This window comes from Collinsella sp. AF11-11 (assembly GCF_003465485.1).
In the GTDB taxonomy this organism is placed as follows: Bacteria; Actinomycetota; Coriobacteriia; order Coriobacteriales; family Coriobacteriaceae; genus Collinsella.
Window position 1 is genome coordinate 105170 of sequence record NZ_QSAS01000005.1, and the last position, 23767, is coordinate 128936.

Consider the following 23767-nt stretch of genomic DNA (forward strand, 5'->3'; position numbering starts at 1 on the left):
TCTTTCGCGAACCTGCAATAGAGCCGTGGCGAAGAAGGCGGGGCAGGCGATGCCCCGGCAGCACAAAAGCGCACGCCAGCCACCCTATCAGCAGCAAAACGCACGCTCAGCAGCACCCCTTGTAGACCGGAATCCAGCGGCAAGCAGAGAGGCCCTCGGTTTCGAGAAGAGCGCGGGCAGGTAATCTGGCTCGCGGGCGCGCCCGCACACAGTAACCGCCTTGCTCGGGATTCTCACCCGATTCCCCTTTATGCGCTCGCGCGCACCCGTGCTCCGGCTTCTATTTTTTAACGGAGGAAGTGTACGTTACCGCAGGTAAATCGGTCAATGCACTACACAAAAACCGCCATACCCGAGCCATATGGCTCCCGGATGGCCACCTATAGGCAGCCCATATCGCCAGCCGTCCACCGAGCCGTCCCTGCCCACAAGATTGAGCGGCCCGAATGTCCCCCTCAGTCCCACGGGGGCTTTTGGCCCGCTCATTTTGCTTTAGCTCAAGCAAACGGTCCCGCACGATTACTCGTACGGGACCGTTTTTAGTTAGGGCTGTCGTCTATGACCCGCTCCGGTTAATTCGCACGCTTGCGGATAAGCACGGCCCCCATAACGGCCAGAACTCCAGCCACCGTCAGAAGCGCCACGATCACCACAGACGAATCACCGGTCTTGGCAAGCCCTCCCTTGGTCGCCTTCTTGGCGGTATCGGTCTTGACGTCCGTCTTCACATCCGTCTTCTGACCGGGCTTCTGCCCAGGCTCCTCCTGCGCAGCCTGCGTCACGGTCACCGTCGCTTCATCGGACGTGGAAACCAGCCCGGCAGCACTCGTCACCTCAACGCGATACACCTTTGAACCGACCTCGGTCGTCGCGGCGACGTACTCAGCCGCCGTCGCCCCGTCGATGGCAGAGAAGTTACCGTCCTCGCCCTTGACGAACCACTGGTAGGTAAGCTGGGCATCCGAGCCATCCACGCTGTCATCAACCGTCGCGGCAACGCTCAGCTTGGCCTCAGCGCCCTGAGCACACGTTACCGACTGCGGCTGAGCCGTGATGCTGGGAGCAACAAAAGCGGACGCGTACATAATCGGGGTCCGGGAGGTTCCATTCTCGGCGTCATAGTCGCTCGGCATAAACGCACTCGAGGTATCTCCCGCATTCACATAGGCGCGCATCTCATCGAGAAGCTTGGCCGCCTTGTTGTAGACCTGTTCGCTCACTGCGGCAAACGCCTTGTTGGCAAGGTCCGTGCGCTGATCGGCAGGGGTTGCCTGCATCAACCCGTCAACAACGTCCTGCTGGGCGATAACCTGCTTCTGAAGGACATCGAGGTAGGCGCGCACGTTCTCACCCATCGAGGCACGGTTGTTGTAGGCGAGCGTGTTGATGTCCATGAAGACGTAGTCGAGGTTCTTGCCGTCCTTTTCGACCAAAGCCTGCGCGACGTCGTCCTTGCGTCCTGTATAAGTGCCGTCCACCGTGTTCCACGCCGGGAAGTAGTCAGCCGGAACTTCCGTCAACAGCGCAGAGTAGCTGGGCAGGTACACGCTGAACTCGCAACGCGAAAGCGCTTCCCACTGAATCGTGGCGATATCACTGGAAAGGCCGGACCGAATCTGGAAGATATTGCTCTCGGTCGTCCTGTTGTTGCCGATGGCATACAGGGCACTGTTGAGATTGGCGTTGAGGCTGTCATCCTGCTCACCGCGGGCAGCGAGGGAACGCAACGCCGTGAACGTATCGGATTTGATGCCCGGCGTAAACGTCAGCTGCGGGTCGATGAGCGAGGTGACGCGACCCTGTTCATCAACGGTATAGTCCGTCTGAGGCGCAAGGGCAGCACCGAAGTAAGCACGTCCCTGGGCCAGGCGCGTATTCTGCGACGAACCCGAATTCTCCTTGCCATACGTCTTGAAGATGTTCGGCGTGCCGTCGTCATAGGTTACGAGAACGCCGTTGGACTCGGGCAGCGTCACGACATCGGCCGAGTGCAGGCACTGACTCGGATCGTCAAGATCGACCTTATACTGCAGGCCGCCGATGTTGGGATTAACGGACGCCACGTCGTCGCCCATCTTGACGGCAATCCACTGATGGCCCGAAAGCTGAGCGAAAATCCAGGTCTCGGTATTGTCGGCAATGACGATCTGGTTGCAGTCCTGAGAGCCATACTGATCGATGATGGCGCCGAGCTTCTCCACGCCGTCGCGCGCCGTGGACGAAACGCTCAACAGGTAGTCGCCCAGGTTATACTCGCCGATGCCCTTGTCGACAAGAGGGTCGATAGCCTTGATTCCGTCGTTGTAATCCGTTGTGAGCGTCGCGGAAACGGAGACGCCGCGCTCGTTGGTGCCGGCCTCGGAATACACGCGGGACGCTGCCTCGTCGTCCTGGGCATCCCACGCATCGGGATTGTCACGAACATAGGTGTAACGATACGAGCGACCCTGATAGGTGTACTCAAAGCCGGTCCCCGGCACAGAATCGTTCTCGAAAGAACGGAAGACAGGGTTGTCGATCGGCTGCTGCACGCCAAAGGTCTTGCAGTAGCGAGGTGAATAGTCCTCGGCGCGACCGACATAGGTATCGCCCGTCGTTGTCTGGTTCTTACCGATGTAAACCTGCGTGCAGGCGAGCGCGGGCGCGGGCATGGCAAGCACAAGCGCCGCGACTACCCCCCCCCTAAACGCCTTCTTAGCAAAAGCCGGTAACCTCATACGTTCTCCCCTCCACACGGAGCCCGAACTACCCACCAACAATATGCGTAATGAGAACACTTTAGCTGGGTAAATCGGATTGAATATGCAGTTATCAGCTTATCTTATGTGTTAAGGAAGTATGGACATGGCACTCGTAACAACCCGTGACCGGTCGTTTGCATCTGGCAGGCGGCATTCCCCGCAGGGTTGAACAGGCCGATAAGCCCCGTGCGCAAGATTGAGCGGGCCGAGTGTCCCCCGTGGGATTGAGGGGGCCAAATGTACCTGTTAGAGGCCATTTAAGCGTTTTAACGGGGACTTTTGGCCCCCTCAGTCCCACGGGGGACATTTGGCTCGCTCATGCCCGACTGGAACGGCACGCGCTATTATGGTTGCCGTTTGCGTGAGCTATATAGATGGGAGCGTACCTATGGCAGCTTTTTCCACTGTGATCTTTGACCTTGACGGCACCATCCTCAACACGCTCGAAGACCTGGCGGCCGCCGGCAACCACACCTGCGAGATGCACGGCTGGCCCACGTTTGCCGTGGACGAGTACCGCTACAAGGTGGGAAACGGCATGCTTAAGCTGGTCGAGCGCTTTATGCCCGCCGAGTACGCGGGCGACGGCCGTATGTTTGAGCAGACGCTTGCCGAGTTTAGGGCCTATTACGGCGAGCACAAGGAGGACCACACCTCACCCTACGCCGGCACGATTGAGATGCTCGACCGTCTGCGCGCAGCGGGCATTCAGCTTGCCGTGCTCACCAACAAGGATCATATTTCGGCAACCCCGCTTATCGAGAAATACTTTGGTCCCGATTGCTTTGCGCTGGTGCAAGGCCGTGTCGATGCGTTTCCGCCTAAGCCCGAAGCGCCCGTCACGTTGCATGTGATGAAAGAGCTGGGCGCCGATCCGGCAACCACGCTCTATGTGGGCGATTCCAATGTCGATGTTCTGACCGGCCACAACGCCGGCCTTAAGAGCGCGGGCGTCAGCTGGGGCTTCCGCGGCCGCGCAGAGCTGGAAGCCGCCGGCGCCGACTACGTTGTTGATACGCAGGACGAACTCGCCGAGCTAATCTTGGGCGAGTAGCGAGCGACACCGCTTAACGCAGCTGCGACAATTCTTCCGCGCGGAAAGCGCATCCCGTTTTGGAGCTCCGGAATGGGGCGCGCTTTCCGCTTGAGCCCCATCGGGGAAACGGCATCCCGTTTTGGAGCAATATTCCGGGTCGCGGTTTCCGCAACCCACCCCATCCGGAAACCGCGACCCGGAATTCGGCCAAAAACCGGGTCGCATTTTCCCGAGCGTTCGCGATGCAACGCCGGCACAAGGAGTGTCCCCAACTGCCAGCAGAAAAGGAACGTCCCCAACTGCCACCTTCCAGCAACGAGAACGCCGCAGGTAGAGGACGGGCAGCGAGCGGGCACCAGAGCGAACAAATTGGCATGAAAAGAGGACGGCATAGACCTTCTGGTCATGCCGTCCTCTTTGAATGACAAGTTGTCGCTCTGGCGCCCGCGCAGCGTCGAACAGTTACGGCGTTTGGTAAAACGCCGTAACTCCCCTAGCTCATCATGGCATTCATCATCTCGTTGGTTGCGGAATCGTCGGCAGACCACTCGCCATCGTCATTGCAGGAATACTTGAAGGTGACCTTGGTGTCCTTGGTCTTAGCAGCCTTGGTCACATCGACCATAACCTGACCGGCCATCTTGTACAGCTCGTCATCGGAAGGCATCGAATCGAGCGCGGCGACCTTCTCCTGATACTGGGTGGCAAAATCCTCAACGATCTGGTTCATGGACTTGCAGGTAATGGTGACCTCGGCAGTTGCGGTGCCCTTGTCCTCGTCGACCGTCACGTCACCGATCTTGTAGTCAAAACCCTCGAGATAGCTCTTGGCGTACTCCTTGGGATCGATACCCAGCTGCTCGAACTCGTCGCCCGAGGCCTCTTCCAGGCCGGCGAGGAAGTCGTCGCCGCCGTTCTTGACCTCGTCAAACTGCGTCGTAAGATCCTCGGTGATGAGCTCCTCAACCGAAGGACCTCCGCAGCCGGAAAGCACAACCACGCACGCGACCAGAACAGCCATCAGGGGCGCAAGCAGCAGCTTCTTCTTCATGACATTCCTCCCAACAAGCGGCACCGCGCTTCCCGACGCGGTGCGCGTCGTAACAATAAGGCCATACTAGCCGATAACGAACACCCCCGGCAAAGCAAAGGCGCAGTCGGCTCGATTTAACGTCCGAACGGTTTACCGGTCCGCCCAACGCGCAATAAAACGTTCCGCCGCATTGCAATAAAAAAGGGCGGCCGGATAACCCGACCACCCCAAAACACCCTTATGTTGCCGCAGACTACTTGCGGACGACCTTGACGATGGCATCGCCGGCGGCGACAGCGGAGTCAGCCTCGACGGCGAGCTCGACGTCGGCGAACTCGGCGGTGTTGGACACGGCCACCACGACGCAGTCCTTGTAGCCGGCAGCGGCGATCTTGGCGCGGTCGATCTTGAGCATGGGCTGGCCAGCCTTAACGACGTCGTCGGCCTTGACGAAGCCCTCGAAGCCGTCGCCGTTCATGTTGACGGTATCGACGCCAACGTGCACCAGAACCTCGATGCCGCTATCGGACTGCAGGCCCACGGCGTGACCCATGGTGACGGTCACCTTGCCGTCGCAGGGAGCGTAGACCAGATCGTCCTCGGGCCACACGGCGCAGCCCTTGCCCAGAACCTCGCCACCAAAGACGGGATCGGGCACGTCGGCCATCTTGATGACCTTGCCCTTGACGGGCGAGCACAGCACGTCGGCGCCGGCAGAAGCAGAGATGGAGGCCGGAGCAGCGGCAGCCGCGGGCTCAGCCTTCTTCTTGAACATGTCAAACAGACCCATACGTTTTCTCCTCTTGATCAAGCGCAACGTTATGCGCATGCCTATGGTGATTATAGTGCCAAATGGTTCAAATGCTAAGGTGGGGACTCGAATCGCGAGCCCGTACCAAGGCTTTCCCCGGTGGCACTCATCTTGTCAATTAAGCCAGGCCCTCGGTACCGTTGGACTTGATGATCTTCTGGTAGGCGAAGAAGCTGTCCTTGCGGCGGCGCTCGTAGGTGCCGGTGCCGTCATCGTACTTATCGACGTGGATAAAGCCGTAGCGCTTGCGCATCTCGCCGGTGCCGACGGAGACCAGGGCATGGGGCATCTCGTAGTGGCTAAGCGTAACAAGCGGTTTGATGCCGTGCGCGCAGGCAGTCGAAGACGCGGTCGTAGAAGGCAAGGCCGACTTCGCTTACCTCGGGCACCGACCATGTAGCAATCGCCATCTCCTACAGCGGCCTCGCCCCCAACCTCAAGGACATCTTGCCGATCCTCAGCAGTCGACATGTCCCGGTCATCGTCATCGGCACGCCTTATTGCGCCCGCATTCACCCCGGCTTTGCCGCCTACCTTACGGTGAGTGACCACGAGAGCATGACGCACCGCATCACGCAGTTCGCCAGCCACATCGCCGTGCAATACGTGCTCGATTCGCTCTACAGCAGCTACTTTGCCAAAGACTACGCCCGCTGCTCCGAGTTCCTAGAGCGATCGTTCCCCTACACCCGCCTGCCCGGGCTCAAGTAGCCATTTAAAAACGTCCCCGATGACTAAGGAGTGTCCCAAGGTGCCGGCAGAAAAGGAACGTCCCCAGGTGCCACATCCGGAGCAAGACGACGCCGCAAGTAGAGGACGGACAGCGAGCGGGTCGCATTTGAGACAAGGTGACGTGAAACGAAAGGGCGCTGACCTTCTGGTCGCGCCCTTGAAGTTGAACGTCAGATTGTCCAAATGCGGCCCGCGTAGCGTCGGCCGGTTCCGCGGTTTGGTAAAACCGCGGAACCTACTTGGCTCCGTACTGCTCGTAGTAGGCGTCGATGGCGGTCTTGAGCTCGTCGTCGATGACAACTTTGCCGTCGATCTCGTGGTTGTAGAGGGTCTCGACGACCTCGGCCATGGAGACGATGCTCGCGACGGGGAAACCGTACTTGGCCTCGATCTCCTTCTGCGCGGTGGTCACGCCGCCCTTGCCGACCTCCATGCGGTTGAGGGACACGATGAGGCCCTTGATCTCGACATCGGCAGCAGCCTTGACCTTGGGATAGGTCTCGTCGATGGACTTGCCGCTGGTGGTGACGTCCTCGACCATGACCACGCGGTCGCCGTCCTGGGGCTCATAGCCTAGCAGGTTACCCTTGTCGGCGCCGTGGTCCTTGGCCTCCTTGCGGTCGCAGCAGTACTTGACCTCCTTGCCGTACAGCTCGTGGTAGGCAATCGCGGTCACGACGGCCAGCGGAATACCCTTGTAGGCCGGCCCAAACAGGACATCAAAGTCGTCGCCAAAGTTATCGTGGATAGCCTGGGCGTAATACTCGCCCAGCTTCTTGAGCTGGTAGCCCGTCACGTAAGCGCCGGCGTTCATAAAGAACGGGGACTGACGGCCGCTCTTGAGCGTAAAGCTGCCGAACTTAAGAACGTCGGACTCGACCATAAACTTGATGAACTCTTGCTTGTAAGCCTCCATGCGGGCTCCTCTCGTAATCGCGTATGTGCCTTCCAGTTTAGCGCAGGCGAAGCGTCGATGCGGGCGCGCTTTGAGGCAACGGCATTCTGTAAAGGCTTTGTCAGGGGCAACGGTTTTCCGAACAATGGGGTTGACACGGCAAACCCCCTCATCAAAAATACGGGCGGATTGAAACGGGCACAAGATGCCCGAAGCGCGCCGCGCCCGGTCTTAAGGAGGTGTGCCATGGAAGGCAGTCATAGTCGAAAAACCTGCATGTCGCCCTCGGCACGCCGCGAGGATTCCGCACACGCATAAGCGCCAATAGCCGATCGCCAAAACCACCGCAAAGGTGCCTGTCCCCTTTGTGGTGGCTCGTGAGTATGACGTGAGCGACATCTAGGTTTTTTAAAGCAAATACGACACGTACGCTAACTCCCTTCAACAAGGAGGACCCTATGCTAATGCTCAAAACCGCCACGGTACTCGAAGCCATCTCCAAGCGCCGCCGCACGGCGCGCCCCGCCGCTCACACCGGCCTGTCCAAGAACACCATATTCGCCGCCACCCATAGCGCCGAGGACGCCCTCGTGCTGCTTGACGCCACGGCCGACGGACTCACTGCCGAGCACGCCGCCGAGCGCCTGGACGCCGCCGGCCCCAACACCATCGAGGCGCCGACCAAGACGCTCGCCCGCCGCATCGCCGACGCGTTCATCGATCCCTTCGCCGGCATCCTCGCCGCGCTCGCGCTGGTCTCGCTCTACATCGACGTGCTCGCCGTACCCGAGCCCCAGCGCGATCCCTCCACGGTCATCGTCATCGGCATCATGCTGCTGGTATCGGGCAGTATGAAGTTTATCCAGGAGGCTCGCAGCGGCAATGCGGCCGAGGCCCTCAAGGACCTGGTCTCCAACACCTGCTGTGCCCTGCGCGACGGCGAGCGTATCGAGATCCCCTTTGACGATCTCGTCCCCGGCGATGTGATCCGCCTCTCTGCCGGCGATATGGTGCCGGCCGATGCCCGCATCATCACCGCGCGCGACCTGTTTGTGATCGAGTCCGCACTCACCGGCGAGAGCGAGGCCGTCGAAAAGACCGCTGCCATCACCGTCGCCGAGGGTGCCGGCAGCCCCGCGCTGCCGCTCTCTGCCTGCAAAAACATCGTCTTTACCGGCACCTCCGTGCAAAACGGCACCGCTATGGCACTTGTCGTAGCCACCGGCTCGGACACTTACCTGGGCGGCATCGCCAAGATGCTCAACGGGCGCGGCGAGAAGAGCGCGTTTGACCGCGGCGTCTCGAGCGTCTCCATGTTGCTCGTACGCCTCATGCTCGTTATGGCGCCGGCCGTCTTTGCCATCAACGCCGCCACCAAGGGCAACGTCATTGATGCGCTGTTGTTCGCCACGAGCGTGGCCGTGGGCATCACGCCGCAGATGCTTCCCGTCATCGTGACCACGAGCCTGTCGCAGGGCGCCAAGGACCTCGCCCGTCGCCAGGTTATCGTCAAGGAGCTGCCAGCAATCCAAAACCTGGGCGCGATGGACGTCCTGTGCTGCGACAAGACCGGCACCCTCACCGAAGACCGCATCGTGCTCGAGCGCTACCTCAACACCGACGGCAACGAAGACGCACGCGTGCTGCGCCATGCGTTTTTGAACAGCTTCTTCCAGACCGGCCTCAAGAACCTTATCGACCTGGCCGTCATCGACCGCGCCGATGTGACGCCCTCGGCCGCAGCACCCGATTCCATGCTGGGCCAGAGCCTGCGCGACCGCTATACCAAGGTCGACGAGGTGCCCTTCGATTTCTCGCGCCGTCGTCTGAGCGTAGTTGTCGCCGACGCCCAAGGCAAAACCCAGATGGTCACCAAGGGAGCTGCCGAGGAAATGCTCGAGATCTACTCCTTTGTCGAGGTCGATGGCATCGCTCAGCCGCTCACCGACGAGAAGCTCGCCCAGATTCGCAAGCAAGTCGCTGGGCTTAACGCCGAGGGCCTGCGCGTGATTGCTGTGGCGCAGAAGACCGATCCGCGCTGCGTGGGCGAGTTTGGCATCGCCGACGAGTGCGACATGGTGCTGATGGGCTTTTTGGCCTTCCTCGATCCGCCCAAAGCAAGTGCCGCGGGCGCCGTCGCCACCCTCGAGGCCAAGGGCGTCGCCGTTAAGGTCCTGACCGGCGACAATGACCGTGTCGCCGCCACCGTCTGCGAGCAGATCGGCATCGACGCGAGCAACGTCTTGCTGGGCTCCGAGATCGATGCGCTCGACGACGCCGAGCTTGCCGAGCGCGCCGAGAACACCCACCTCTTCGCCAAGCTCTCGCCGCTGCAGAAGGCGCGCCTGGTGCGCGTCATGCGCGAGTTGCTCGGCCACACCGTGGGCTTTATGGGCGACGGCATCAACGACGCCGCCGCGATGCGTGCGAGCGACTGCGGCATCTCGGTCGACTCCGCCGTCGATATCGCCAAGGAATCCGCCGATATCATCTTGCTCCAGAAGGACCTGGGCGTGCTCGAGCGCGGCATCATCGAAGGCCGCCGCACCTACGGCAACCTGCTCAAGTACCTCAAGACCACGGTGAGCTCCAACTTTGGCAACGTGCTGTCCGTAACCGCTGCGAGCCTGTTCTTGCCGTTTTTGCCCATGAGCGCTCTGCAGCTGGTGCTGCTGTCGCTGGTCTACGAGATCGTGTGCATCGCACTGCCGTGGGACACCGTCGACAACGCCTGGACTGCCCGCCCGCGCGCTTGGGACGCTGCGTCCATCAAGGGCTTAATGCTCGAGCTGGGCCTCGTGAGCTCGCTGTTTGACATCGTGACCTTCGCCGCGCTCTTCTTTGTGGTGTGCCCCGCCGCCGTGGGCGCAAGCTGGTCCGAGCTTGACGCCGCAGGCGACGTCGCGGGTATGGCGACCTTTGCGGCGCTCTTCCAGAGTGGCTGGTTTGTCGAGTCCATGTGGTCGCAGACGCTCGTGATCCACATGCTGCGCTCCCCGCGCCTGCCGAGCCCGCGCGACCACGCCGCGCCCGCGCTGTGCGTTCTCACCGTGCTGGGCCTGGCGCTCGTCACTTGGCTGCCGGCAAGCCCCATCGCCGATGCACTCGGCCTCATGACGCTACCAGCGAGCTTTTTCGCGCTGCTCATCGGCATCGTTTCCGCCTATATCGCGCTCACCCAGCTGGCAAAGCGCCGCTACATCGCCCGCCACGGCGAGCTGCTGTAGCTTCACCGGCACCCTCGTCAAGGATGTTTGGGCCGCCGCGACCCGCCCCCGCTGGCCGCGGCGGCCCAAAACAGCTAAAAACGCCCCTCACCCCCGCTTTAATTTCTTTTGCAAGTTTTAACTTCTTTTGCTTTCTTTCACTTCTTTTAACAAGGCGCCCGGCGGGCATAAGTTGCTCGCCGGGGGTGTCGGTTCGACGAAGAGGCCTCAGCCGTAGCAACGGATTGCCCAGCGAGAGATTTCCCAAGTGCCAACTCAAACAGTACATGTTTAATCTGTTTCGTTAATTGAAATGCGTAAATATGGTTAACCAAAGAATTGATATTTGGTTAAATAGTAACTGTATATTTGGTTAAATGTACTGGTAAACAATGGTGATAATTATGCCAAAGAAGTACTACACTAGAATTATCGAAAATGAGCTTGACCAGCTGCTGGGTATATTCGGCGCCGTTCTCATCGAAGGACCGAAATGGTGCGGAAAGACGACCACGGCCGAGACCCGTGCGGCGTCCAGGCTCCTTCTCATGGACCCGTCCCGCAACTTCGAGAATCGCTTGCGTGCCGAGACTGACCCGGCTCTTGCCGTTTCCGGCGAGGTGCCGCGGCTGATTGACGAGTGGCAGGAGGTTCCGAAACTTTGGGACGCGGCACGGTTTGAGTGCGACAACCGCAGCGGCGAGCCTGGTCAGTTCATATTTACGGGGTCAGCGACACCGCGAGACGACGAACGTCCAATGCACAGTGGCGCTGGAAGGTTCGCTAAATTGCGCATGGATACCATGACGCTTTTCGAGCTTGGGAAATCCAGCGGCGCGGTTAAGCTGTCGGGCATTATTTCTGGCGAAAAGTTCAATGGCGCTTTCGGATCGCTGGATTCCGCCTCGATTGCCGAGTACGTTGTCCGTGGCGGATGGCCCGCGGCGGTCGGTCGCGATGCGCTGGCTGCGTCGGCGATGGCGAAACGTTACATCGGCATAGTCGCCGAAGAAGATTTGTCTCGTGTCGACGGCTCTCGCCGCGACCCTGAAAAGGTCAAAGCTGTCATCGAATCGCTTGCGCGCAATGAATCCACTTTGGCGACACTCAAGACGCTCGTAGCCGATCTTGGTGGAGAAGTATCGAGACAAACGGCGGCATCATATATATCCCTTCTCGCTCGGGTTAGTTTCGTTCGCGATATTCCCGCATGGAACCCCGCAATGAGATCTCCCGTGCACTTAAGAGAATCGAAGAAGCATCATCTCGCTGATCCGTCACTGGCGGCCGCTGCGCTCGGAGCGACTCCGGCGACATTGCTGCTAGATTTCAAGACGCTTGGGCTGCTTTTTGAATCGTTGGCCCTTCATGATTTGTGGGTTTATGCGCAGGCAAATGGAATGGGCCTCTATCACTATCACGATTCTCGCGATCTAGAAGTCGATGCAGTCATTGCGGCTCCCGGTGGAACGTGGATCCCGGTCGAAATCAAGCTCAGCTCCGCCCAAATCGAAGAGGCGTCTGACAGCCTTATTGCTGTCGAGAAGCGTATGGTTGCCGCCGGAAACAACCCGCCAGTTTCGAAAGTCGTAATCATTGGATTTGGTTCACAAGCCTATGTCACTGACCGCGGCGTCCAAGTTGTTCCGCTGGATGTGCTCGCGCCGTAGTGCAATTGCAAGTTTTTACTTCTTTTAACAAGGCACCCGACGGGCATAGGCTGCTCGCCGGGCGCCTTGGTTAGGATGCTATTGCTGTTGAGAACGCCTAGGCCAAATCTTCGCCGTTGGTGGCGATAACCTTCTTGTACCAGTCGAAGCTCTTCTTCTTGGAACGCTTGAGGGTGCCGTTGCCTGCATCGTCGCGGTCCACGTAGATAAAGCCGTAGCGCTTGGACATCTCGCCCGTGCCGGCCGAGACCAGGTCGATCGGACCCCAGGTGGTGTAGCCCAGCAGGTCAACGCCGTCCTCGGTCACCGCATCGCGCATCGCGGCGATATGCTGGCGCAGGTAGTCGATACGGTAGTCGTCGTTGATGGAGCCATCCTCCTCGACAACATCCTTGGCGCCCAGACCGTTCTCGACCACAAACAGCGGCTTCTGATAACGGTCGTACAGGTCGTTGAGGGTGATGCGGAAGCCCAGCGGATCGATGGCCCAGCCCCACTGGCTCTCCTGCAGGTAGGGGTTCTTGGCGCCGGCGAAGGCGTTGCCCTGGGTGCGCTCGACATCGGGGTTATCGGCACCGGCGGAGCAACGGGTGCTGTAATAGCTAAAGCTAATGAAGTCGACGGTGTTGGCGGCCAGGATCTCGCGGTCCTCGTCGGTCATGCCCACATCGATGCCAAGACGCTCGAGCTTCTTGACGGCATAGGCCGGGTAGTAGCCGCGGTTCTGAACGTCGACGAAGAAATAGTTGCTCTGGTTGCCAATCTGCGCCTGGCGCACATCGCCCGGACGGCAGCTGTAGGGGTAGTAGCTACCTGCGGCAAGCATGCAACCGATCTTGACCTCAGGGTCGATCTCATGGGCGATCTTGGTTGCCCAAGCGCTGGCGACGAGCTCGTTGTGGGCGGCCAGGTACTCGACGGCCTCCTTGTTCTCGCCCTCCTCAAAGACCAGACCGGCACCCATAAACGGCAGGTGAAGGATCATGTTGATCTCGTTGAAGGTGAGCCAGTACTTCACCAGGCCCTTGTAGCGGGTGAAGATCGTGGTCGCGAGGTTCTTGTAGAAGTCGATGAGCTTGCGGTTGCGCCAGCCGCCGTACTCCTTGATGAGGTGGACGGGGCAGTCGAAGTGCGTGATGGTCACGAGCGGCTCGATGCCGTGCGCCTGGCACTCGCGGAACACGTCCTCGTAAAAGGCCAGGCCGGCCTCGTTGGGCTCGGCCTCGTCACCGTTGGGGAAGATACGGGTCCAGGCCAGGCTCATGCGGAAGGTCTTAAAGCCCATCTCGGCAAAGAGGGCAATGTCCTCCTTGTAGTGATGGTAGAAATCGATGCCGGTCTGCGCGGGATAGTAATAGCCGTCCTCGAAGTCGAGCATCTTGCGCTGGCCGGAGACCACCGCGTAACGCTCCGGGCCGTGCGGCGCCACATCCACGTTGGCCAGGCCGCGACCGTCAACGTTGTACGCGCCCTCGCACTGGTTGGCAGCCGTCGCGCCGCCCCACAGGAAGTCATTACGGAAAGCCATGCATCGATCCTTTCACACGCTGTTTGTCGTGGCTTCAGTATCCCCGTAAGCAGCGCGCCACTCAACGGCAACGGCGCAGGTCGGCACTTCTTTTCGCGCACAGACGCCCGGCAGCCGCCCCCGTCTGACACTTTTTGATACCTGCCCGCCCAAACCGCCAACCACCACAAAGGGGACAGGCACCTTTGCGGCGGATTGGGCCCGGTTTGTCTCGATCTGTAACAGTTAGGCAGCCAAAACCGGGCCTGGTGTTACAGATCGAGATTTTTCGGGCAGCCCCTTCAGTTTGTCTAAATCTGTAACAGGTAGAGACGATTTAGCCCGCTAGATGTTACAGATCGAGATGGAAGATTCTAGTCGCAGGCGATGTCGAGGTTCTTGCCGACGAGGCCTACGTAGCCGCCTTCGGCTGCTTTGGGGCTGTCGGCGTGGCAGAGGACCCACTTGTCGGCCTTCCAGTAGCAGTAGCTGTCGCCGGCCGCGGGCATGTCGGCCGCCGCCTCGGGGCGCGGGCCGTTGGTACCCGCCGGCAGCGCAACCATCACTTGGAAGCCGCCGTCGTCGACCATGCAGGGCGTGTAGTGAAGCGTGGTGTTGAAGACCTCGACGACCTTGCCCGCCGGCACGCGGAACGCCTTGACGCACGCGGTGTCGAGCTTGCCGTCCTCGATCTCCCAGCGATGCGCCACGAGCAGGATAAAGTCGCGGACGCCCAGGTTAAACTCGCTGGCGCGGTGATACTCCAGGCAGTTGAGGCGTGTGTTGTGGCCGTTGCACCAGCCGAGCTGGAAGGGGCGGCCGCCAAACATGAGAAAGCCCAGTTTGTCGGCATCCTTGACGCCCTCGAGCTCCGGCGCACTTGCTACGTACTTACTGCCCTCGGGGATGGGCGTGGCAGAGAGCGCCTCGAGCACGGGCGACGTGAGCACGGACGGAACGTTATCCCAAACGTTGCCATAGGATTTGAACTCGGGATCGTTGACAGAGTAGATATGCATGTTCACTCCTGTTTGTAAATGTGACTATACGAACATTCTAGAACAAACATGAGCGATTTTGAACGCTCGTCCCGACCAATCAACAAAAAGGCGCCCCCGCATAAGCGAAGGCGCCCAATGCGCTCGTTTTGGGCGATAAAGCTCTTATGCCTGCTGATAGTGCAGGTGCTTCTCATCGATATCGGCCAGATCGCGGTCGAGGTAGCGGCGCGCGAGCCAGTTTGCCATGGGAAGGTTCTGGTCCAGGTAGTTACCGCACTCCTCGGGAGCGGCACCGGGGACATCGCCCTCAAAGCCGGCGACAAACTCGAACAGTTCGCGCACGAGCGGCAAGATTTCCTCGCTCGTCAGCTCACCAAAGACAACCAGGTAAAAGCCCGTACGGCAGCCCATGGGCCCAAAGTAGACAATGCGGCTCGACCACTCGGCATGATTGCGGAGGAACGTCGCGCCCAGGTGCTCGATGGTGTGGCACTCGGCCGTGTTCATGACCGGCTCTTTGTTGGGCGTGGTCAGGCGTAGGTCAAAGGTGGTGACGGCGGCGCCGGTCGCCGGATCGCGGTCGATGCGGCTCACGTACACGCCGGGCTCAAGCAGCAGATGGTCAACGGAAAAGCTCGCGATGCGCTCCATGGCAGATCCTCTCGATAGTCAAATTGGGACGGGGCTCTTTTAGCTGGTTCGAATGGTCGCACCAATCATACCAGTCAAAAAAGCCCCGTCCCAAAAAGACAACTTAGCCAAGGACACGGGCCATACGGGCCTTGAACTCGGACAGGAAGCGCGGGGTATCGACGGTCAGCGCCACGAGTGTGCTCTTGTCGGGATCTGCCACGCGGCGCTCATCGCAGATGGTGCGGCCGCGATACTCACCCAGCAAGTCAACACGCAGGTTACAGCCGAGCGCACCCACGAGCGTGGGATCAATCGCCACGGCAACCGCCAGCGGATCGTGCAGCGCGCAGCCGCCCAGGTAGGACGCGTTCATCTCGTACGAACCAATGTAGTGCTCGACCATGCTCGCAAATGCGCAGCCGGCCATGGTTCCCGAACCCGTCCAGCCGGCAATGTCGCGGCGCGTGAGCACCACGCGATGCGTCACGTCCAGGCCCACCATGGTGAGCTTACGGCCCGAGCGCAGCACCGCGTCGGCTGCCTCGGGGTCGCTCGCCATGTTGGCCTCGGCGCCCGCGCTCACGTTACCGGGCACGGTAAGGGCGCCGCCCATCACGACCACGCGGCCGATGGACATCATCGCCGCCGCATCGCGCTCCAGGGCGAGCGCTAGGTTGGAGAGCGGGCCAGTCGCTACGTAGACCAGATCGGGACCATAGGTGCGCGCGGCATCGATCAGATAATCGACCGCAGCGTTGCCGTCGGCCGAGGTCGCCCCCACCGGCTCGTAGGGCGACGCGGGCACGCTCGCGCCGCCGATGCCGTTCTTGCCGTGAATGAGCGCGGTGGACGCCGGCGGCGTATAGGGCTCAGTCGCTTGCAGAGGACGGTCGGCACCCAGGTACACCGGCACCTCGGGACGGCCCAACAGGTCGAGCACCGCCAGGCAGTTGTGCGCCGACTGCTCGACGCGCACGTTGCCAAAGCATGTGGTGATGCCCACGAGCTCCACCTCGGGGCTCGCGATGGCATAGGCAAGCGCCATCGCATCGTCCACACCCATATCCAGATCAAGGATCAGCTTCTTGGTTGCCATTGTTTTACTCCGCTTCTCCGTCTTGTACTAATCGTCTAAACCAAACATGCGCCCAACTTCGGCACGCGTGGGAATCGACTGCTGCGCGCCCAAACGCGACACCGTCACCGCCGAGGCACGGGCGCCGGCGGCCATGCATTCAAAGAGCGGCAGGCCCTCCAGGCGAGCCGCCGCAAGCGCACCAATAAACGTATCGCCCGCGGCCGTCGTATCGACCACCGCGCACGAAAGTGCCGGCATGCGCAGCAGCTCACCGTCATCGCCAAATGCAACTGAGCCGGCACCGCCTAGCGTGATGACCGCAGCCCCGGCGCCCTTGTCGAGCAGCGCATTGAGCGCGGCGACGCAACTCGCATCATCCGTGGGCAGAATGCCCGTCAGCACCTGGCACTCGGTCTCGTTGGGGCAGACCAGGTCGACCGCAGGCCAGACCTCCGCAGGCAGCTCGCAGGCGGGCGCTGGATTAAAGACCGTATAGAACCCCAGCTCGTGAGCGCAAACAAGCGCCTCGGCCGTCGCCACAAGGTCACATTCGCCCTGGGCGATAAAGACGCTTCCGGCAGCCGGGGCAATCTCGCTGGCGTCGCCGTCGAGCTCATGGGCCACCAGACGCCTCAACGCGCAGGCAACGTCCGCGCCCGCAAGCGCATGGTTGGCGCCCGGTGACAGTATGATGCGGTTGTCGCCCTCGCAGCGAATGATAGTCGCGGTGCCGGTCTCCACGTCATCGCGAAGCGCCACGAACTCAACACTCACGCCGGCATCCTGGAGCCCCGCCACAAGCGCATCGCCAAAGGTATCACGTCCAACAGCGCCGATCATGCATGTGCGCGCACCCATGCGCGCGGCGGCAACGGCCTGGTTAGCGCCCTTACCGCCGGCGTTGGTGATAAACCCGCTGCCGCCGACGGTCTCGCCCGCACGCGGCATGCGCTCGCACGCCACCGAAAGGTCCATGTTCATGCTGCCGAACACCGCAATGATGTCGCGATCTGCCATGGAAACCTCCTCATCTGCGGGCCTTATGCCCACCGTCGACCATCGATTGTGCGCCCTCGCACCCCCTATAACTTTAGTTCACTTTGATGTGGACGCACGCTTGAGCTTGCGCCAGCAGCAAGCATTCACAGGAGCAGGCAGCTACAATAAATACGTGCTGATTATTCTCGTCATTGGATGATGTTTTATGGAACAATTCTCGCAATCGGGCTCGCGCGGTCGACGCCGCACAGGCAACGAGCCGGCGCCGCACGAACGCGTGAAGAGCGAACGCCGTACCAACGAGCCGCGACGCACCGCAAGCCCTCATCGCGCTTCTACCAACAACGCGGGCCGCGCCAACACTCCCGCCGCGGAGCAGACGCCTGCTCGCCCCAAGTCCCGCTACATCCCTGCCCTTGACGGCCTACGCACGCTTGCCGTCGTCGCGGTGGTGCTCTATCACCTCAACCTCACGTGGGCGCAGGGCGGTCTGCTCGGCGTCACGATCTTCTTTGTGCTTTCGGGCTATCTGATCACACGCCTGCTACTCAACGAAGTCGCTAAGACCGGCCGCATCGACCTCAAGAGCTTCTGGATTCGCCGCATCCGTCGCCTGGTCCCCGCCGTGGTAACGGTAGTGTTCGTGACCTGCGCGCTGTGCACCATCTTTAACCACGTGATGCTCACCAAGATGCGCCCCGACATCCTGCCGTCGTTGCTGTTCTTCAACAACTGGTGGCAGATTGCCCAAAACGTCTCGTACTTCAATGCTCTGGGCGACCCCTCGCCGCTCACGCACTTTTGGTCGCTTGCCATCGAGGAACAGTTCTACCTGATTTGGCCGCCACTGCTGTTTGCCATGGTATCCATGCATGTGAGCAAGCCCAACACGCGCCGCTTGGTTCTGGGCCTTGCCGCGGCATCTGCCCTCGCCATGATGGTGCTTTACAACCCTGCCGCCGACCCCAGCCGCGTGTACTACGGCACCGACACCCGCGTGTTCTCGCTACTGCTGGGTGCCTGGATGGCCTTTATCCCCGATCGCGACCTGGCGCCAGTGCGTCTCGCTCATCGTTTGGGGCTCAATCGCCTGGCTGGCGCCGCCAAGCACGACAAGAACGCCGAGGGCAAACCTAGCGAGAAGGCCGACGAATCAGCCGAGACCGCCCCGGCACAGCCGAGCGCCCTCGTGCGCTTTTGGTCCTCGCCCACATCCATCGATGTGTTGGGCGTCGTGGGTCTGGTTGGCCTTGCCGCCATGGTCGCGCTCACCAACGGCTACACCGCGTTCCAGTATCGCGGCGGCACGCTGCTGTGCTCGGCCCTCACGCTCATGGTCATCGCGGCCTGCGTGCAGCCCCAGGGCATGATCGCACGAGTCTTGGCCGCCGAGCCGCTCGTATGGATCGGCAAGCGTTCCTACAGCATCTACCTGTGGCACTATCCACTGCTGCTCCTCATGAACCCGGTCGCCAACATTAACGACACGCCCTGGTGGCAGTACATCCTGCAGGTACTTGTGGTGGTCGCCGTAGCCGAGTGCTCCTATCGCTTTATCGAAACGCCGTTTAGGAAGGGCGCCTTCGGCCGCACCGTCGCCGAATTCCGCGATGGCACCACCACGCCCGCAAACTGGGTACGCGCGCATATTCCCGTGTGCGCCACTTGCGGCGTCGTGCTTGTTGTGGCGCTGGACGGCCTAGTCTTTGTGCCCGACACATCCGCGCTGAGCGGCAAGGGCGCCGAAATCCTAAACAAGGAAGCCAAAAATGCAAAACCCCAGGACCAGCAGGCGGCCGATGACACCGACAAAGATGACGACGGCTTCCCCGACGGAGCCTACGATCTGCTAATGATTGGCGACTCCGTGTCCCTGCGCGCCGTGGACACCTTTGACGGCGTGTTCCCGCACAGCCATATCGATGCCGAAAAGGGCCGCCAGTTTGATGCGGGCCGCGCGACATTTGAGGGCTATATCCAGCAGAACCTTGCCGGCAAGATCGTGGTCTTTGCCCTGGGCACCAACGGCTTGGTAACCGACGACCAGATCGACGCCATCATGGCCGATGCAGGAGATAAGCGTATTGTGGTGTTTGTGAACACGCGCAGCCCGCAGCCGTGGGTTGGCTCTACCAACCAGGCCATCGCCAACGCCGCTACGCGCTACAAGAACGTGCGCGTTATCGACTGGTACGGATACAGTGCCAATCGCAACGACCTGTTCGATGGCGATGGCACGCACCTGTCGACCACTGGCGTGACTGAGTACCTCAACTTGATCCACGATGCAGTCAAGAAGGACCTGCCCGTGCATCCCGAGGATCACGTCAACGATCCGCAGCCGGCGGCCGTCAAGTCTGCCACCGACGCACTCGTCAATGCGCTCGCTCTCAAGCCGCACAAGCTGGGCACCGACAAGTAACCTGCAGCGCAAACTTCCCACATCCGGAGGGGGTGCCTGCCACGGCAGGCACCCCCTCCGGCAGTTAGGGACGTTCCTTATATGCCGGCACCCAGGGACACTCCCGACACAGCCGAGGAACGCCCTCCTTGCGACCGAATTCTGGGCGCCTCGCCACCCCGAACGTTGTTTCCAAGCCCACACCCGCAGCAAACAACCCAAAATCACTCTTTTCGAGCCGACTCCAAGAGGTCGTGGACAAAAAGTGGCAAATATGAGTACTGTTACCATTTTAGTAGCAGGCAAAACCACCCAAAATGGCGCTCATGCGGTAGCGCACGACCCTTCCAGTTGACCAGAATGGCCGGCTTAGGACTTGGAGACCCGCTTTTAATAAACAGATTCTTAACTATGTTCATTATTTTCTTGGTCGTAAATGCTATCGGCAAGGCAACAGTACTCATATTTGGCATTTTTTGTCCACTGCCATATAACTAACGCCCTATAGCGGGCAAAAAACAGGCCGCAGTCCATCGCTACGGCCTGTTCGGAAGCAAAAGTGGGCGCTAAGCGCTGTAGCCCATCGCTTGCAGCACAAACATGACGACCGTCAACACCGTAATCACGGCGATAGTCGCCCAAGTGAGCACATTCCACACGCGGCCGTTGCGGTTAGTGCCCATAATGTGACGGTCAGCGGCAATAACCACCTGGAACACCAGAACCACGGGCAACAGCACACCGTTGATGACCTGCGAGGTCATCATAATCTGGAACAGGTCAACACCGGGCATGAGCACCAGCACGGCAGAGATGCCGATGATAGCCGTAATAATGCCGCGATAGACCGGGGCCTCGTCCCAGCTGCGATCGGCACCGCGCTCCCAACCAAAAGCCTCGCAGATGGCACTCGACGTAACGCCCGGCAGCACGCAGGCGGCCAAGAAGCTCGCCGCGACCAGGCCCGAGGCAAACAGCACCGTGGACCACTGACCCGCGATTGGCTCCAATGCGCGGGCGGCGTCGGCAGCATCGCTAATCTGAATACCCGCCGGGAACAACACCGTGCCGGTCGTGATGATAATAAAGCCGGCAATGATATCGGCAGCAAGCGAGCCGCTCACGGTATCGATGCGCTGCAGCACGATATCGTCCTCGCCCGCGTTCTTATCGACCACGTTGTTCTGCGCCAAGAAAATCATCCACGGCGCGATGGTGGTACCGATCGTTGCGACCACGAGCGACACGTAGCTGGGGTCATTTTGAATGTTGGGCACGACCAGGTCGACCGCGACCTCACCCCAGTTGGGGCCAGCCATAAACGCGGCGACAATATAGGTCACGAACACGCAGCTCACCAGCAGCAGAATCTTCTCGATGCGCTGGAAACTCCCCGACATGGTAAGCATCCACACCAGCAGCGCCACCAACGGCACCGAGATGCTCGCCGGCACGCCAAAGAGGGCAAGGCCGCTCGCAATACCCGCAAACTCCGAAATGGTCACAGCCGTGTTGGCGATCAACAGCGCCGCCATAGCAAGTACACTCTTGCGCACGCCAAAGCGCTCGCGAATGAGCGATGCCAGGCCCTTGCCCGTCACGCAGCCGCAACGCGCCGCGGTCTCCTGCGTCACGATGAGCAGCACAGTCATGACGGGAAGCATCCAGAGCATCTTGTAGCCATAGCTGGCACCCGCACTGGAATACGTTGCAATGCCGCCGGCGTCATTGCCCGAAAGCGCCGCCAGCAGACCGGGACCCATAGCGCCAAAGATGGCCGCGATGGTCAGCTTTTGCTTGGTGCCCGACTTTTGCTTGGTATTTTGCACGCGACCACCTAGCCCATGACTGACATGGCGAGCAGCACCGCGGCGATGCAATACGCCACACACGAGATCATGACGGCAATAACGTTCATGGCGGTGCCCGACGTGTTGAGGTCATGCTCGTCACGCCAGAACAGCACCATCAGGTAAATCACAGCACTCATGTTGCCAACCAGGCAAATGATGGCGGCAATGTTAAAGCAGCCGGTAAAGAGCTGCTCCTCAAACATAGAGGCATCGGGGAATGCAGCGGTGCGCACCAGCTGGGCGCACAGGTAGGTCACGAGTGACAGAATCAGGCCCATGCCCGTGCTCTGGAAGAAGAATCCCAGATACGGCTTGGGCTCGTCGTCGTGACCGTCATACTCCAGGAAGTAGTTCTTGACGAACGACACCATGCGCGAGGCCGCCAGCAGCACGAGCGGCATGGCGCACATGGGGAACACCACCAGATGCGCGGAGCCGAGCGCCGTTCCCAGCACGGTCGCCATGATGCACGACGCGATGCCCCATACAACAACCCAGTACTGGCGATGCACGAACCAGCTGAGCACGTTCGTCGAGTCGTCCGACGCGCTATCGCCCGAGCCGACACCGGCGATCTGCAGGTCCTCCTGATGCTCCTCGGCGATAACGTCCATGGCGTCGTCGAAGGTCACGATACCAAGGATATGACGGTTCTCGTCGCAGACAGGGATGGCAACCAGGTCGTACTTGGTCATCTCGTCCGTCACGTCTTCCTGGTCCTCGTCGGGCGACACATAGACCAGGTCGCGATAGGCCAACTGACCCAGCGTGGCGTCGCGGTCGGCTACGATCAGCGTGCGCAGCGAAAGCACGCCGGTCAGCATGCCACTCGGATCCTCGGTATAGACGTAATAGACGCTCTCGAAGTCCTCGTCGAGCTCGCGAATCGCCTCGATGGCGTCACCGACCGTTGCCGTAGCGGGCAGGGAGACAAACTCCGAGGTCATGATGCGGCCGGCGGTGTTGTCCTCATACCCCAGCAGGTTACGAATCGCCTTCTCCTCCTTGACGCCCATCAGGCGCAGGAGTTTCTCGGCCTTCTCGTAATCAAGCTCGTCGATCAGGTCGGCAGCGTCGTCCGGGTCCATCATGGCCAGCATCGACGATGCGTCGGTGTCGGACAGGCCCTCGAGCATCTCGGTCATAAGCTCGTCGTCATCGAACTCCGAGATGGCCTCGGCGGCCTGGGCAGTATCGAGCTGCGCAAACACCTGCGCACGCAAGCGCGGGTCGAGCTGCTCGATAATGTCGGCGATGTCGGCAGGGTGCAGCTCGCCGAGCGTCTTGTGCGACACCGAGAGTTGAATGTTCTTGGTCGAGCGGTCGAGCAGGTCCATGTAGGACCAGGCGATAATGTCCTCGCTGAGCGGCTTGCCCAGGTGCTTCATAAAGCCCTCGACGACGTGCTCGAGCGCGGGGCTGATTGCACGCAGCAGACCGCGGGCGCCGACCTCGGCACCCAGCAGGCGCAGCTGATTTTCGCCCGACATGGAAAACTTGATGTCGTTGACGCGCACGACCTTCATGCCCTGCGTGTCGACGATCTGCTTATTGAGAACGTCGCGCGCCAGCAGGAGCTCGGTCGGCTGCAGGTACGAGAAGCGAATATTGGTGGCAGACGTATTGAGATACACGCCCGTCTCGTCGATGCGGTCGACCCATTTGCGCCAGCTGATCATGAACGGCGTCTTGCCGGGACCGCGGAACGCGAGCGACGTCACGTGCGGAAAAACTTCGCCGGTTGCAATGCCAAAATCGTTGACCACGCCGAGCTTTTCGCCGTCGACGTCCAAGACTGGCAATTTGAGCATCTCACTCAGATAATTCAATGGTGCTCCCCATCATTATTCCTCCGGACGCGGCCGCGCGTGCGGCGTCCGGGGGCTTCTGGATATGTATACGCATGCGCGGGCGGCACGCCGCTCGACGCTTACACCCCGTGCATGCGCAAAAAGCACCTGCATGGGGTCATCGACTGTATGGTCGAGGTTTGGATTTCACCTGTAACCTTTCTCTTGACCCTCATTAACCGCAGTAACTATAGCATCAGCATCGCCCTGCGGCATCGAATTTATGCGCTGAACATTGCAGGCATACCAAACGCTGACGTATCCGTGACATAGCCATTGGGTGTTCCTATAGTTTTGTCAACCTTCGACGCTACTCCCGGT

The 23767-nt window shown here is 60.5% G+C and carries 16 protein-coding genes, 1 pseudogene and 1 riboswitch; of the genes and pseudogenes, 5 read left to right on the forward strand and 12 right to left on the reverse strand.

Going from position 1 to position 23767, the window contains the following annotated elements; genetic code table 11:
* Positions 1–157 precede the first annotated feature (157 nt).
* Positions 158–285: riboswitch (cobalamin riboswitch) on the reverse strand.
* A gap of 287 nt (positions 286–572) precedes the next feature.
* Entirely contained in the window at positions 573–2651 is a 2079-nt protein-coding gene (locus DWV58_RS05120; protein WP_233540513.1) for a C69 family dipeptidase, read from the reverse strand.
* A 478-nt stretch (positions 2652–3129) separates the two neighbouring features.
* Between DWV58_RS05120 and DWV58_RS05125 the strand changes: the two genes are divergently transcribed.
* Complete coding sequence (locus tag DWV58_RS05125) at positions 3130–3795, forward strand: HAD family hydrolase (RefSeq protein WP_199586002.1); 666 nt, start codon at positions 3130–3132, stop codon at positions 3793–3795.
* Positions 3796–4270: 475 nt separating this feature from the next.
* On the opposite strand, the gene DWV58_RS05130 is transcribed toward DWV58_RS05125, so the two are convergent.
* The 3 genes and pseudogenes from DWV58_RS05130 to DWV58_RS05140 all read right to left on the reverse strand — a co-directional run.
* Entirely contained in the window at positions 4271–4828 is a 558-nt protein-coding gene (locus tag DWV58_RS05130; protein WP_117634513.1) for a hypothetical protein, read from the reverse strand.
* Positions 4829–5063: 235 nt separating this feature from the next.
* Positions 5064–5600, reverse strand: a complete 537-nt coding sequence (locus tag DWV58_RS05135) for a PTS glucose transporter subunit IIA (protein ID WP_055310775.1) — start codon at positions 5598–5600, stop codon at positions 5064–5066.
* 139 nt (positions 5601–5739) lie between these two features.
* Positions 5740–5907, reverse strand: a pseudogene (locus DWV58_RS05140) (family 1 glycosylhydrolase); the annotation flags it as partial.
* 161 nt (positions 5908–6068) lie between these two features.
* On the opposite strand from DWV58_RS05140, the gene DWV58_RS05145 reads away from it, so the two are divergent.
* Complete coding sequence (locus DWV58_RS05145; RefSeq protein ID WP_117776400.1) at positions 6069–6332, forward strand: hypothetical protein; 264 nt, start codon at positions 6069–6071, stop codon at positions 6330–6332.
* Positions 6333–6588: 256 nt separating this feature from the next.
* Here DWV58_RS05145 and pyrE read toward each other — a convergent pair whose 3' ends face one another.
* Positions 6589–7269, reverse strand: coding sequence for an orotate phosphoribosyltransferase (gene pyrE, locus DWV58_RS05150; protein WP_117776401.1), 681 nt, complete (start codon positions 7267–7269; stop codon positions 6589–6591).
* A gap of 437 nt (positions 7270–7706) precedes the next feature.
* Here pyrE and mgtA point away from each other — a divergent pair, with 437 nt between their 5' ends.
* Positions 7707–10475, forward strand: coding sequence for a magnesium-translocating P-type ATPase (mgtA, locus tag DWV58_RS05155; protein WP_117776402.1), 2769 nt, complete (start codon positions 7707–7709; stop codon positions 10473–10475).
* A gap of 383 nt (positions 10476–10858) precedes the next feature.
* Positions 10859–12124, forward strand: a complete 1266-nt coding sequence (locus tag DWV58_RS05160) for an ATP-binding protein (RefSeq protein WP_158549353.1) — start codon at positions 10859–10861, stop codon at positions 12122–12124.
* Positions 12125–12221: 97 nt separating this feature from the next.
* On the opposite strand, the gene DWV58_RS05165 is transcribed toward DWV58_RS05160, so the two are convergent.
* From DWV58_RS05165 to DWV58_RS05185, 5 genes are all read right to left on the reverse strand, one after another.
* Entirely contained in the window at positions 12222–13652 is a 1431-nt protein-coding gene (locus tag DWV58_RS05165) for a 6-phospho-beta-glucosidase (RefSeq protein ID WP_117776403.1), read from the reverse strand.
* A 353-nt stretch (positions 13653–14005) separates the two neighbouring features.
* Positions 14006–14650, reverse strand: a complete 645-nt coding sequence (locus DWV58_RS05170; protein ID WP_117776404.1) for a DUF4867 family protein — start codon at positions 14648–14650, stop codon at positions 14006–14008.
* Between the two features lie 144 nt (positions 14651–14794).
* Entirely contained in the window at positions 14795–15283 is a 489-nt protein-coding gene (locus tag DWV58_RS05175; RefSeq protein ID WP_117583665.1) for an S-ribosylhomocysteine lyase, read from the reverse strand.
* A gap of 103 nt (positions 15284–15386) precedes the next feature.
* Positions 15387–16361: a nucleoside hydrolase gene (locus DWV58_RS05180; protein WP_117583666.1), complete on the reverse strand. Its 975-nt coding sequence runs from the start codon at positions 16359–16361 to the stop codon at positions 15387–15389.
* 27 nt (positions 16362–16388) lie between these two features.
* On the reverse strand, positions 16389–17360 hold the full coding sequence (locus tag DWV58_RS05185; RefSeq protein WP_117583667.1) for a ribokinase: 972 nt from the start codon (positions 17358–17360) through the stop codon (positions 16389–16391).
* Between the two features lie 187 nt (positions 17361–17547).
* Between DWV58_RS05185 and DWV58_RS05190 the strand changes: the two genes are divergently transcribed.
* Positions 17548–19764 carry an acyltransferase family protein gene (locus DWV58_RS05190; protein WP_117776405.1) on the forward strand — a complete coding sequence of 739 codons (2217 nt, stop codon included), beginning with the start codon at positions 17548–17550 and terminating at the stop codon, positions 19762–19764.
* A 545-nt stretch (positions 19765–20309) separates the two neighbouring features.
* Here DWV58_RS05190 and DWV58_RS05195 read toward each other — a convergent pair.
* The gene (locus DWV58_RS05195; protein ID WP_117776409.1) at positions 20310–21506 is read right to left on the reverse strand and encodes an Nramp family divalent metal transporter; all 1197 of its coding nucleotides are present in this window, start codon (positions 21504–21506) and stop codon (positions 20310–20312) included.
* A 74-nt stretch (positions 21507–21580) separates the two neighbouring features.
* Positions 21581–23425, reverse strand: a complete 1845-nt coding sequence (locus DWV58_RS05200; protein WP_099432471.1) for a magnesium transporter — start codon at positions 23423–23425, stop codon at positions 21581–21583.
* Positions 23426–23767 lie beyond the last annotated feature (342 nt).

Excerpts from the sequence above, each read along its gene's own strand:
- DWV58_RS05120 (WP_233540513.1), bottom strand. The coding sequence starts at position 2,651 with ATGCCCGCGCCCGCGCTCGCCTGCACGCAGGTTTACATCGGTAAGAAC.
- DWV58_RS05125 (WP_199586002.1), top strand. The coding sequence starts at position 3,130 with ATGGCAGCTTTTTCCACTGTGATCTTTGACCTTGACGGCACCATCCTC.
- DWV58_RS05130 (WP_117634513.1), bottom strand. The coding sequence starts at position 4,828 with ATGAAGAAGAAGCTGCTGCTTGCGCCCCTGATGGCTGTTCTGGTCGCG.
- DWV58_RS05135 (WP_055310775.1), bottom strand. The coding sequence starts at position 5,600 with ATGGGTCTGTTTGACATGTTCAAGAAGAAGGCTGAGCCCGCGGCTGCC.
- pyrE (WP_117776401.1), bottom strand. The coding sequence starts at position 7,269 with ATGGAGGCTTACAAGCAAGAGTTCATCAAGTTTATGGTCGAGTCCGAC.
- mgtA (WP_117776402.1), top strand. The coding sequence starts at position 7,707 with ATGCTAATGCTCAAAACCGCCACGGTACTCGAAGCCATCTCCAAGCGC.
- DWV58_RS05160 (WP_158549353.1), top strand. The coding sequence starts at position 10,859 with ATGCCAAAGAAGTACTACACTAGAATTATCGAAAATGAGCTTGACCAG.
- DWV58_RS05165 (WP_117776403.1), bottom strand. The coding sequence starts at position 13,652 with ATGGCTTTCCGTAATGACTTCCTGTGGGGCGGCGCGACGGCTGCCAAC.
- DWV58_RS05170 (WP_117776404.1), bottom strand. The coding sequence starts at position 14,650 with ATGCATATCTACTCTGTCAACGATCCCGAGTTCAAATCCTATGGCAAC.
- DWV58_RS05175 (WP_117583665.1), bottom strand. The coding sequence starts at position 15,283 with ATGGAGCGCATCGCGAGCTTTTCCGTTGACCATCTGCTGCTTGAGCCC.
- DWV58_RS05180 (WP_117583666.1), bottom strand. The coding sequence starts at position 16,361 with ATGGCAACCAAGAAGCTGATCCTTGATCTGGATATGGGTGTGGACGAT.
- DWV58_RS05185 (WP_117583667.1), bottom strand. The coding sequence starts at position 17,360 with ATGGCAGATCGCGACATCATTGCGGTGTTCGGCAGCATGAACATGGAC.
- DWV58_RS05190 (WP_117776405.1), top strand. The coding sequence starts at position 17,548 with ATGGAACAATTCTCGCAATCGGGCTCGCGCGGTCGACGCCGCACAGGC.
- DWV58_RS05195 (WP_117776409.1), bottom strand. The coding sequence starts at position 21,506 with ATGGGTCCCGGTCTGCTGGCGGCGCTTTCGGGCAATGACGCCGGCGGC.